Source organism: Pectobacterium quasiaquaticum, from assembly GCF_014946775.2.
In the GTDB taxonomy this organism is placed as follows: domain Bacteria; phylum Pseudomonadota; class Gammaproteobacteria; order Enterobacterales; family Enterobacteriaceae; genus Pectobacterium; species Pectobacterium aquaticum.
On the sequence record NZ_CP065177.1, the window covers coordinates 747,639 to 761,281 of the forward strand.

At 56.9% G+C, this 13,643-nt stretch carries 4 protein-coding genes; all 4 read left to right on the forward strand.

The genetic code is table 11. The features are described from left to right. The first annotated feature begins 56 nt into the window (after positions 1–56). The 4 genes from IG609_RS03490 (at position 57) to IG609_RS03505 (ending at position 13,642) form a co-directional block, all read left to right on the forward strand. The gene (locus IG609_RS03490) at positions 57–9,611 is read left to right on the forward strand and encodes a beta-propeller fold lactonase family protein (protein WP_193400691.1); all 9,555 of its coding nucleotides are present in this window, start codon (positions 57–59) and stop codon (positions 9,609–9,611) included. A 118-nt stretch (positions 9,612–9,729) separates the two neighbouring features. Then, complete coding sequence (locus IG609_RS03495) at positions 9,730–11,532, forward strand: TolC family protein (RefSeq protein WP_193397358.1); 1,803 nt, start codon at positions 9,730–9,732, stop codon at positions 11,530–11,532. Beyond that, on the forward strand, positions 11,532–12,287 hold the full coding sequence (locus IG609_RS03500) for an efflux RND transporter periplasmic adaptor subunit (RefSeq protein WP_193397357.1): 756 nt from the start codon (positions 11,532–11,534) through the stop codon (positions 12,285–12,287). The genes IG609_RS03495 and IG609_RS03500 overlap by 1 nt, the downstream gene beginning before the upstream one ends. Continuing rightward, positions 12,284–13,642, forward strand: a complete 1,359-nt coding sequence (locus IG609_RS03505; protein ID WP_193397356.1) for an efflux RND transporter periplasmic adaptor subunit — start codon at positions 12,284–12,286, stop codon at positions 13,640–13,642. The genes IG609_RS03500 and IG609_RS03505 overlap by 4 nt, the downstream gene beginning before the upstream one ends. Position 13,643: the final 1 nt, after the last annotated feature.

The following is a 13,643-nucleotide window of genomic DNA, read 5'->3' on the forward strand; positions in this document are numbered from 1 at the left end:
GCTGAAGGTAGCCAGGAATGACGCGATTTGCCCCTTTCATTACAGGACATGACACGATGACTTTTTCCCGCTCAAAATCTGGTTCAGGCTTAACGCGCACGCCGCGTCAGGCGTGGGTATTGGAACCGCGCATGATGTTTGATGCCGCTGCTGTGGTCACGGCAGTGGATGTGGCGGCGACCGTCGCGGCAACGGACACGGCACCTGGCGTTGATGCCACACCGGTTAAGGCGACAGTCACCATCACCGATTCCAGCGACAGCTTCCAACCGGTCGATCTGTTCAGCGATGTTCACGTGTCAGCAGATAAAGACGGACAAACACTGAAAGATTTGGTGATTACCGTCAACCGTACGGGCGCGAATCAGGCATTAGTCATTGACGGTAAAAGCATCGCGCTGGAATCGGGAAGCGGAACGACACGGGCTGACAGTGATGGCTTCTCATACCGCGTGGCCGTGAGCGGCGACACCACGACGGTAACCGTGAATATCGACGGTTTTACCGACAATCTCGCGGATACCAGGGCATTGATTGACAGTATTGCCTACCAGCCGCTGGATAACACCGTGGCCGGCGGCGATGTCGTGGTGACGCTGAAAAGCCTGAGTGATGAAGGCGGTGATGATACCGATACTGCCGAGCTGAATATTCATTCCACCGTTACTATCGACAGTTCCGTCAACGTTGCGCCGGAATTGTTCGGGGGAACGTTACAGGAAGCGGAATCCTTTGCCGCCGGATCTCTGTCAGGCTCTACAACGATCGCTTACTCCGCGGATGGTAACTATGTTTATGCGGCAGGGTCGGCTAACACCCTTTCTGTCTTCTCGGTCGATACGTTGGGGCGATTGACACCACAGCAGAGTGTGGTGGTTGAGAATTTGGGAGCCGTCAATCATCTGGTCGTCAGCGGCGATGGCAAGTCGGTTTATACCCTTTCTGGCAACGGCAATCTGATGCAATGGAGTGTTAATAGTGATGGTGTGTTGACGCATACGGCAACGGTCTCGGTTGGCTCAGGTTCAACAGGGGGGCTGGCGATATCAGGTGACGGCGCTCAGGTCTACGTGGATGCCAGCAACGATGTTAGCCGGATCGTGTACGTCTATAGTCGCAGCGATGAAGGTGCGCTGACACGTGTGCAAACCCTGGATTCACTGCGTAACAGTGTGATCGCGACGTCTGGCGACTATGTTTACATCGCTCACGCGGGGGGGACATTCCTCGATTCACACGAACTGAAAATCTACCAGCGCAGCGATACTGGCGTATTAACGCTCCTCGACAGCGTTCAGCTCAGCCACACGGGGTTTACGTTCATTGAGTATGCCGTTGCTGCGTCGAAAGATGGACAATTCGTGTATCTGGGCGATCCAACGGCAAACACGATATCCATCTATAAGCTTGACGGTAATGGCAAGCCGTCGCTCATCAACACGATATCTAGCGGTAGCGTAGGCAGTATGGCGCTGGATACCGATAAAGCCCTGCTTTATGCGGTGACGACCGATGGCACGATCAACACCTATGCGGTTGCGACAAATGGCAACCTGACGCTGACGGGACGTGTTAGCGGCAGTACTAACGGCAGTGATATTGCCCTGTCTGCAGACGGCAATTCCATCGTGGTTTCCGGTAACGGCCTAAACCGTTATACGTCAATTCAGACGCAAATTCGTGGAACGGAAACCACGATCGCATCCGGACTGACCTTCTCTGACGCCAATTTCGACAGACTGGCCGATGGCAACGGTGATTACGGCTCGGCGCAACTGGTGTTGTCCCGAGACGGTGGTGCATCAAGCGAGGACGTATTCAGTTTCCGTGAAGGGAATAACCTGCGGCTGGATAATGGACAGATTCTTCAGGGCGATCATGCCATTGCTACCTTCAGCCAGACTGGTGGTGTGTTGACCGTTGCCTTTCTGCCCGGCGTGAGCCGGAGCGATGCCAATGCCGTTCTGCGTCAAATCACCTATCAGAATACGGGAACGGTGGCTAACGGCACCGTGGTGAGGCTGACGCTACATGCCAATGACGGAAAAGCAGACAGCCAGCGCGTGAGTCTGGATGTGTTGATCACTGCCAATACCGCGCCTCTACTGACGGCGACGGTCGCACCGCTTCCGGTCTATGACACCTCTGCTACGACGGTTAACGTGTTCACACAGTCACAGCTTGCGACCGGTGAAGCCGGACAAACCATTCTTGATATGACGCTGGATATCGGCGGGTTGGCGCAGGCAGCGAACGAATTCCTGATTGTCGATGGTACGCGTGTGGATTTGACCCAGGCAGGAAGTGGCGAGACGAGTAGCGGTTACACCTATACCTACACGCTAAATAACGGCAACGGTACGCTGACGGTGCACAGTAGCACGGGCATGAACGCGGGAGCGGTGCAGGCGCTGGTAAACGGCATCGCCTATGTTAACGATACGCCGCAGGCAACCGTGGGCACCCGTACCGTGACGCTGGCCAGTCTGCGTGACAATGGCGGGACGCAAGGCGAAGGACGCGATACGGGCCACCCTGACATTACGGCGACCATTCAGTTGGCAATTAACAACGCGCCCGTCATTCAGTCGGATAGTGACGTTGATCCTGCATTGTATTACGCGGATGGGCTGCTTACTGGCTATAACAGCTCCGTCAGCGGCATTGTGCTGTCTGACGACGGTCGCTCACTGCTGGTCATCGGGACAACGTCGACCAACTACAATGGTGATGCGCGGGTAAGCCTCTACCAGCGCGACCCGGATACAGGGAAACTGACATTGTCTCAGAATCTCGCATCGGGTCAGGATGATGGCGATGCAAGCAACGGCCTGGAAATCAGTGGGCTGGTGGGGCGTGCCGCAATTTTTTCCGCTGATGGTTCAACGGTGTATCTCAGCGCTGACTCGGCCGTGCTGGTCTTCACTAAGGATGCCACGAACAATACGCTGAGCCTGAGTGAACGTATTGAGGGACCGTCCGGCAACGTATTGAAAATGGCTCGCTCGGACGATGGCAAGAGCCTGTATGTCTTAACGGTCAGTGGGCTGCACCATTATGCGATTGGCGATGCTGGTGCTCTGAGCGAAGCCAACGTCTTCACGCAGGTTGATGGCACCACGCCGATTGGGATGGCGGTGAATGCTAGTGGCACGGTGTATGTGCTGGGTAATGCGGGTCGAATCACGATTTACACCACGGATGAAAATGGTGGACTGAACTACGCCGGCCAGTTAGTGCGTGATGGCGTTGCGCTGACTTATACCGATAGCGCGGGTGTTCAGAAAGCCGCAGGTACACTGGAGAGCAGCAACGAGCTTAACCACGCCAACTCCTCATTTACCGTCACCGATGAGGGCTATCTCTACATTGTGACCAGCAATGTGGGCAACCGCCTGACGGTACTGCATTACGATGTTACTGAAAACACGGTCAGCCGGGTTGAGGCCCTGACGTTTATCAATAACAGTCCGTGGGGGGTGACGGCCTCTTCGGACGGCAAAACGCTTTACGTCGGTAACAATCTCGGTGCAGTTGCCGTGTATGCGATTGGTGCCGATGGCACGCTAGCGCAAACGGGTACGCTGACGGTAGGGCGACCGATTACCACGCTGACATTCTCCGAAGATGGCAAATCGCTGTATACCGGCGCACGCTTTTTTAATACCGGTGTGATGATGTCCAGCGCGCTGGCTCATGCGCCTTATAGCCAGACGGCGGATGCCCGGTTTGCCACGAGCGTCACGTTGTCAGACCAGGATCTGGACGCCGCTGATGATTACAAGGGCGCGACGATTACCGTTGGTCGTAACGGCGATGCATCGGCAAATGACCACTTTGCTTTCCAGAACGGCGGCGATCTGACGTTATCTGGCAGCGAGATTCAGTATCAGGGCGCGACAATCGCCACTTTTAGTGTGAATGACGGCACGGCGAAGATTGTCTTTACCGGCAGTGTTACTAAAGCGGTCGCCAATCAGGTTCTGCATCAGGTGACTTACCGCAACGGCGGCGACACGGTAGGCGCAGCCATTCCGATGAAGGTCAACTTTAGCGATGGCGCTAAGGAGACCAGCCTGCTGTTGACACTGGTGCCGAACAAGCCGCCAGTGGTGGAGAATAACGCGTACGTTCCACCGTCGGCGACAGCGGGACAATCGTATACCGCAGAACTACCAGCAAACCTGTTCCGCGATCCTGAAAATGGTGCTTTGACGCTGCAGGTCAACGGTCTTCCTGCGGGATTAACCTTCGATCCCGAAACACGCACCATTTCCGGTACGCCAGCGCTCAATGGCTCTGGAACCTTTACGATCAGCGTGACGGCGAGTGATGAGTCGGGCGCACAGGTGGAGCAGACGCTCACGCTAACCATTGCGCCCAACCCTGAACAAGTCCCCACGATTGGCGGTGAGTCTTCCACGCTGAAAAACGATCAATCTCTGCAAGACTTGTATAATGAGGTCATCGAAAGGAATCTGATGGCGGGGGTAAAAGACACCGCGCTGTCTGCTGACGGTAAAACCCTCTACGTCGTGAGTTCACCGGATGGTGGCTCAGCGGTACTGAGCGTCTTTGTGCGCAATGCAGAAGGGAAGTTCACTCTATCAAAAGTATTCCCTCATTACCGAGAGGTATTTAATAACGATACGCTACAGAACGACAGGTTTATCGACAATCCCTCATTAGCAGGGGCGTCCGAGGTGACCCTGTCCTCTGATGGGCAGTACCTGTATGTGGTGGGCAGTGAAGGCAACACGGTCACTCTCTTCCGTGTGGGCAGCGACGGTGAACTGACGCAAACGGGTGTTCTGGATCAGGCTGCATTGGGCGGACGTTCGCTGGATGTGCGTTCCCACATCGTTTCTCAAGGCGATTATCTCTACCTCACTGCTGCCCAATCTGACAGTGATAATGACAGCCGGAGCGTGCTGGTGTTTAAGCGCGAAGCGGACGGCAAACTGACATCGGTTTCTCAGGCTAATAATCTGATTGGGGCGAGCCGTCTGGTGGTTGATCCGACTGGGCGCTACCTGTTTGTTTCCGGGTCAGGTAGCACAGTCGGCGTCACCGCTTTCAGCATTGATGCGCAAGGTACGCTGGCTCAGGTCGGTCAGATTAGCGGAGCGAGCGAGTATTACATTAACGGACTAGCGCTGTCGCCCGATGGCAAAACGCTGTATGCAATTCATGCCGATGTGGGGAATTACACGCTCAATACGATAGCGGTGAGCGCCAATGGGGTGCTCACGCTGGTATCGACAACGCCAATCACCGATGACGGTGGCGATACCGGCGAAGCGCTGGCGACCGATCTGGTGGTGTCCGCTGATGGTTCGGCGCTATTCGTGATCGGGAAGAACATCACCCTCTTCTCCCGCGCTGAAGATGGTAGCCTGGCGCTGAAACAGACCATTAAGAGTGGTGATAGCGCGCTTGGCACCGGTTTCTTTGGGCTGCAAAACGTGGAATTGAGCGCAGATGGTAAGCAACTCTATCTGGTCGGTGGCGATCAGGTCCTCATACTGAATATTGGTACGGCTGAGGCTGTTTACACCGAAGGCAATGATCCCGTTGTGTTGCTGCCGTCAGGCCGCCTGTCCGACCCGCAGTTTGATGCCTTGAATGAAGCGAAGGGCGACTATAATGGTGCCGTCATCACGGTGGGTCGAGAGAATGGCGGGCGGCCGGAAGATGTCTTTGGCTTGAAGGCGGATAACGGTTTAACGCGTGATGGTGACACTATCCTAAAAGATGGCGCGGTAATCGCGACCTTTACCCAGGTAGATGGCGCATTAACCGTGACATTCACGGCAGCAACAACTAAATCCGATGCGCAGAATGTTCTGCGTCAGATTACCTACCAGAATACCAGTCAGGATCCTGAATTGGCGGGTTCGTCACCAATTTTCACTTTCAGCATTCGTGACAATGACAATAACGTCGCTGACCTTGATATCACCGTCAATCTCGTCGGAGTGAACGATCCATCAACGTTGACGACGACGGTGCTGAATCCACAGATTCCGGGCAACGGCGAGTTCGTTAAGCTGTTTAACGATACGCATATCGACACCATTGAGAGCGGGCAAACTATCTGGCAGGTGGTGCTGACGTTTGATGTGTCAGGGCCTAATGAGACGATCAGCGTCGATGGCAGTACGATCGTGCTCGAAAAATCTAACGGTACACCGCGCACCGCCAGTGGGTTGCAATATTCTGTTGGGGTGAAAGACGGTAAAGCAACGGTTCTCCTGTACGTCGGGAAAGACGGTAGTGGCACTGCCGCGATCATTGACAGCATCGGCTACAACTATCTGGGTAGCGACGCTAGCGGGGAACGCCACGTTACCTTGATGATCAAGGAGAATAACTATAGCGGCAGCGCACCGGAAACCACGTTAGAGCAGGCAATTACCTTAACGCTGGTGCCTGCGGCAGAAACCAATACTGCGCCAGTCATTACGGTTCCGGGCATCACGCCGACGTATACCGAGCGTGCCGATCCTATCGTGCTGGCACCGGATGCGACGGTGTCCGATGCGCAGATGGATAAGCTTAACGATGGCAAGGGTAACTACGACGGCGCGACGCTCAAGATTACGCTGGGTGACGGCAAAACGGCGCTGGATAAGCTTGGTGTTAACGCGGGTAACGGCCTGACGCTATCCGGCGATACGCTGCAAAAAGACGGCGTTACCATCGGTCAGGTCAGCAATAAAGACGGTGTGTTGACGATCCGCTTTAACGCGAATGCCGGCACCATCCCCACCACGGAAGATGTGCAGAACACGCTACGTCAGGTTACCTACGCCAGCGACAGCCATACGCCTGCCGCGCAAGTGGCAGTGACCGTTACGTTGTCCGATCGCTATCTGGAGTCTCAGATTACGGCCTTATCGGTGGCGGTTACCGCGATCAACGACACGCCTGTCGTGGCGAACGATCCGGTGCTCTCCGCCGATGAACTGCGTCTGGTGAATACCTATACCGCGATTAGCGGTCTGAGTACGGTAACGGCGGCTGCTCGCACAACGGACGGGCTGGCGCTGTATGTCAGCGATGATAAAGGGGCGATTGCCTTATTCCAGCGTGATGCGAACAGCGGCGAATTAACCTATGTGCGGACCTTTGCCGCCGCTGAAGGCGTGACAGGAATAAGTCAGCTACAGGTTTCCGCCGAGGGCAATAGCGTGTATGCACTGCGTGCCGACGGTAACGCGATTGTCTGGTTTAGCCGCGATGCCGAGGGCAATCTGGAGCATAAAGAAACCATCATTGATAACTACGATATACATAAAAGCAACCTCTACGGCATCAAAGGCATCACCCTGTCTGATGATGGTAAGACGCTGTATGTCATCAACAACTACAACCTTCTCTGGTTTACCCGCGATACGGCCACAGGCAAGCTCGATTATGCTGGGCTTATCGAAGGAAATATGACCAGCCCGCCTTATCTGTGGGCCCCGACCAGTATTCTCAGCCGCGGCAACTTGCTCTTTGTCACCACCGATCCAAGCAATGGCGCGACGGTGATTGTTTATCAGCGCGACGATAGCGGCAAACTGACGCCGTTGGGACATGTCCGCGGCTTTACCGACGCTGCAGGCAATACCGTACAACTCTCAGGGCTGGAGCAGATAACGGTCAGTGCCGATGGTCGTAGCATCTTTGTTGCTAACGCAGAGCATATCGATGCCTTCACGCTGGATACCGCTACGGGCACCTTCACACATATTGCTCGCGTCGCGGCAGAAGGCACGGTGAGTGATATTGCCCTTTCTGCGGATGCGCGGGTGCTGTACGTCACGCAAAGCGACGGTGCGCTCACTCGCTATGTGTTGAACGACCAGACGCTGACAAAACTCGATACGCTGAAAAACGCGGGTACGAGCTTCGCTCATCTGCTGCCGGTTGACGGTGGTCTGATTGCGCTTGGCAACGGTGTGTCGGTGCTGGATGAAGTCTCTCGTCTACCGGTTTATCGCGTCGATGGCCCGGCAATTATCGTTGCACCGTCTATCGTCCTCAGCGATGCGGAACTGGATGCATTGAACGGCGGTGCGGGAAATTATCAGGATGCTTCAATCACGCTACAGCGTGGTGAAACGGCATCAGCCGGCGATCGCTTCGATTTTACTGCGGGCAACGGTTTCACCTTAGCGAATGGCGTCATTAGCAACGATGGACAAGCGGTAGCCACCTTCACGCAGGCAGACGGCAAGCTCACCGTGACCTTCACGGCTGCCCTTTCCCGTGCGGATGCGACAGCGATGGCTCGCCAAATTAGCTGGGCGACGAGCGCCCCGCTGACGGGGAATGCGACATCGCTGACGCTGGTGCTCAATGACGGCGTAGCTGATTCTGCTGCGCAGGTGCTCGGCGTTACGCTGTCGAGAGAGGTGGACTTGCCGCCGGTGGCTCATGCTGAGCAGTTCACGCCGCCAACGGCACAGGCTGGCACCAACTGGTCTTATACCTTATCGGGTACGTTATTTACCGATCCTGAAAATAATGCGCTGACGTTTACTGTTAATGATGCGCAACTGCCAGACGGCGTGCGTTTTGATAGTGCAACACGGACGTTCAGCGGCACGCCGTCAGCCGCCGGTGTGTTCAACCTGACAATTACCGCCACGGACAGCGCGGGTAACGCGACGCCGTTGAATGTGGCGCTGACGGTCAATGCCGCTTCAACGCCGGTTGATCCGGGAACGCCGGTTGACCCTGGCACACCAACAGAGCCAGTCAATCCCGACAACACCACCACAGCGGCACCGGTGATTCTGGTGCAGCAGGGTGTGAGCCTGCCTGTTGATTCGAGCGAAAGAGATCGCGACCAGCCGCTGGGGGCGATTGTCGCCGATTTGTCTCGCCCGGAAGCGCAGCCGCTACCGAACAACATCGTTACCGAACCTGTGCGTCAGCGCGATGCCGACACGGCACGTCAGTCGGATGCCCCTTGGGTGCTCGATCCGGTGATGTCATCGCTGATGCCAACACTGGATCAGGTCAACTTCTCTTCGCGCGCTGAAGCGTCTACACGTGATAACGCCGCGCTGCGTCCGGCTGATTCCAACCTGTTCCTTAGCGTGCGCGGTCAGACAACGGCGCTGGAGTCGGCTTTCAGCAGCGTGCAGGGGGCGTTACAGCCGGATGCCTCCGGCGCGCTCGTCTTTAGCCTGCCACAGCGCATGTTCAGCGTGCGTGAAGGCAATGCCACGCTGACGCTGCAATTGGCGAACGGGCGTCCGCTGCCTGCGTGGGTGCAGTTCGATGCCCGCAACGGCGTGGTGCGCATTACCGATGCCAGCGCGGTGCAGGTTAATCAGATCCAACTGGCGCTGAAAGCGCAGGCCGCAGACGGCACCAGCCGGATCGTACCGATTACGCTGCAAACCGGGCAGGGCGATGGCGCAGAGATGGCAACTGACCGTGGTGCGATGCAACTGCCTGTCCACTCTGATGCACTTCCCGCAGAAAACCGCGATGCAGAGCGGTTAGTGCCTGCGGGAAAAACCGCCTTTACCGAACAGCTGCGTCAGCATCAGTCTGAACAGGATGCGCTGCTGGCGGCACTCAGTGAACTGAGCAGCCTGCGTACATAGCACACGTAGGCTGAATATTAAGACGAGATTTTATTTACTTAACCACTAACCCTGACGCTGGCAGGCGGGAGTTTGCCAGATGAAGGGAACAGACAAATAGAAGATGGGGAGAACCCGGGTGAATCAGCACATAGCGCATTTCTGGGATAGCCAGCAACACGACAGTCAGCAGCACGTTCAACACGAGGCTACACCACGCACCGCGGGTTCCCGGGCGTTACGGATCGCGGTAGCCCTTGCCTGTCTGGGGCTGGCTGGCTGTGCCGTCAAACCTGAGCCGGTTACGATCGAACAGCAGGTTGCACAGGCGCTGAGCGACAGAACACAGATGTTCGCTAATCAGGAACCGGTGCGCGGCACGATCACGCTGGATGAAGCGATTGCTCGTGCGCTGAAATATAACCTGCAACAGCGGGTCGCGTTGCTGGAACAGGCGATGGAAGATGACCTGTTGGGCGTACAGAATCTGGACATGCTGTTACCGAAACTGACCGCGCGCGCTGGGTTACAAACCCGCGATAATGTGGCGGGCTCTAGCAGCCAGTCGGTGACCACGGGTCGGCAGTCGCTGGAAGCGTCCACCAGTCAGGATCAGACCCAGCGTACCGCCGATCTGACGATGAGCTGGAACGTGCTGGATTTCGGTATCAGCTATTTCAACGCCAAAGTACAGGCGAACAAATCGCTGGCGGCGGAAGAGCGCCGTCGTCGCGTGGTCGCGGATATTACCCGTCAGGTGCGGACGGCCTATTGGGAAGCCGCAACGGCACAGCGCTTGCAGCCGGAAGTGACCACTGCGCTGACGCAGGCGCGTCAGGCGCTGGAATATGCGCGTCAGACCGAACAGCAGCGTCTGCTGGCACCGGTTGAGGCGCTGCGTTTCCAGAAAAACATGCTGGAGATGGTGCGCCAGTTAGAGATTGTCGACAGCGATCTGGTGGTGGCGAAATCCCGTCTGGCCGCGCTGATGAACCTGCCGCCGTCGAGCAAATACGATGTCGTCGTGCCGAGCGAAAGCAGTCTGGTCGCACCGAAGATGGCCTACTCGCTCGACGACCTGGAAAACTTCTCGATGGTTAAGCGTCCGGAAGTGCGCGAAGAGAGCTATCTGGCACGCAATAGCGTACTGGAAACCCGTAAATCACTACTGCGTCTGCTGCCGGGTGTGTCGTTGTTTGCCGGTATCAACGGCGACAGCAACAGCTATCTGGTCAATCACCAGTGGGCGAACGCGGGCGTTCAGGTCAGCGGCAACCTGCTGAACGTGCTGTCATGGTCGTCGGTGAAACGTGCCGGACAGGCGAATGAAGATCTGGCGGAAGTTCGTCGTCAGGCGCTGCGCATGGCGGTGCTGACACAGGTGAACGTCGCCTGGCAGGAATATCAGCAGAGTACGCAGATGTTTGGTCGCTATCAGGAACTGGCGCGAATTCAGCGCGGTATCCTCAACCAGACCACTCTCAGCGTACAGCACCGTGCCGAAACGCAGATGGAACAGGTGCGCGTCAGCACGGAAACGATTTTGACCACCCGCGCGCGTGACCGTAGCTTTGCTGATGTGCAGAACGCGCTGGGCGCGATGTATCAGGCTGCCGGGCTGGATATGCTGCCGGATAACGTTAGCGATGTCAGTCTGACGGCGCTGAGCAGCTCGATTGCCCGCACCACGGGTAACCTTGAAAAAGGTGGCGTTGCGGTGCCGCGTCTGTCTCTGGCAACACCGGCTACGCCTGCCACCATGACGGCGTCGGCTAAAACCGCATCTACACCATCCGCTGCACCAGTCTCGAAGCCAATTGCCTCGTCGACGACGGCATCGTCTGCTGCGACATCATCGGCTAGCGCGGGTAAGCCTTATCGCGTGGTGAACACGGATATGTGGGATAACCTGCAATCCTTACAGGCGGGAGGTTCGCGTTAATGGCTTTTGGCATGATGCGTCCGCTATTGCTGGTCAGTGCGTTAGGTCTGCCCCTGTTGGGACAGGCTGCGACAACGGGAGACATTCGCGTACAGCTTAGCGCGCAGCGCTATACCGTGTTATCCAGCGAAATTGCCGGGAAGGTGACGGATATTGCGGTGAAAGAGGGCGAACACTTCAAGCAGGGCGATACGCTGGTGACGTTTGACTGCACCGTGCTGCGCGAGAAGCTGAATTATTCAAACGCCGCAGAGAATGCCGCGCGTAAGAAGCTGGCGATTGCCGATCGGCTGGATAAGCTCAATTCGATCAGTCTGTCGGATGTCGATCAGGCGCGATCGTCGGTGTCGATGGCGCAGGCCGAAAGCGGTGTTAATCGCGCCATGCTGCAACGCTGTGTGATTAAAGCGCCATTCTCCGGTCGCGTCACGGAAACCAAGGTGAAGCGTTGGGAATCCGTGCCGGAAGGCAAAGAGCTGTTAGCGATTTATGATGACAGCGCGTTCGAACTGGAAATGATCGTGCCGTCGCGTTGGCTGGTGTGGTTAAGGCAGGGCAGTGCCTTTCAGGTCGTGCTGGATGAAACCGGCCTGAGCTATCCGGCAGAAATCAGCCGACTCTCGTCGGCGATCGATCCGGTTAGTCAGTCGGTAAAAGTCTTTGGTCGCATTACCCAGTCTACCGCTGGATTGCTGCCGGGCATGAGCGGCGTGGCGCAAATCGTACCGCCTGATGTCGGTAGCGTGTCGCCATGACCGATCGAAACACCACGACAGCAGCGCAAACCGAACAGGATACCCGGCTGGCGCTGCTGGCCGAGCTGTTGCAACTGCAAAGCCGTGCCAGAGCGCGTGAAACGCTGGATGAGCTGGCGTTTTTCATCGTCAACGAGACGCATAATTTAGTGAAGTATCGGCAGGCGCTGCTGTGGGACTGCGATAAACAGCGCTTGCAGGCGGCTTCCGGGCTGGCCTCGCTCGATCACAACGCGCCGTTTTGTACCGAATTTAGCCACCTGTGCCGCCAGTGGCAGGAAGAAGGGCGTCAAACGCAGGTGCTGCAATGCCGCGAGCTGCCTGCCGATGACCAAATTTTGTGGCAGGAACATCTGCCGGAATTTTTACTTTGGCTGCCGCTGCGTTTACCGCAGGGCGATACGCCGCTGGTGCTGGTACTAGCGCGGGATAGCGCGTGGCTGCCTGCCGAGATCGTGCTGCTGGAGAAATTGGCAGATGCCTATGCGCACGCCTGGTCGAGTCTGTGCAAGGTGCGCCGCCGCCCGTCGAAAACGCCGCCTGCCAGACGCCGTTTGATCGTTGCTGCGATCGTAGCGCTGGTGCTGATCTTGTTGGTTCCCGTTCGCCAGTCGGTGCTGGCGCCGGCAGAGATCGTCGCGCATCGTCCGGTGATGGTGCGTGCGCCCGTGGCGGGCGTGGTGGATGACATTCTGGTTCGCCCTAATCAGACTGTCAGCGCTAATCAGCCGCTGGTGCGACTGGATGTGCGCGAACTGGAAAACCGCCTGGAATCGGCCCGACAGGCTTTTGCTACCGCCGATGCTCAGTATCGTCAGGCACAGCAGCAGGCGCTGTTCGATGCTAACAGCAAAGCCAGCCTGGCCGTGCTGCAAAGCCGCCGCGAGCAGGCGCAGAGCGAGATGGATTTTCTGCAACGTCAGCAGGAGCGCATGCAGCTCGCTTCCCCGCGTGACGGCGTGGCGATTTTTGACGATAGCAGCGACTGGATTGGGCGCTCGGTGGCTGTGGGAGAACGCATCATGATGATCGCCGATCCGCATGATGTTGAGCTGGAGATCCAACTGCCTGCGGCGGATGCGATTGCGCTGGAAAATGGTGCGGACGTGCGCCTGTTCCTCAATGTTGCACCGAATTCGGCACAGGACGCGCGGCTTGAACAAATTGGCTATCGCGCCGCACCGACGCCGGATAATGTGATGGCCTATCGGCTACGGGCGCGCTTTACGCAGGATGACCCGCAGCTGCGCGTGGGCCTGAAGGGGACCGCTAAGCTGTACGGGAAACGCACGGTGCTGTTTGTTTACCTGCTGCGTAAACCGCTGGCATCCCTGCGCGTCTGGCTGGGCGTCTAAC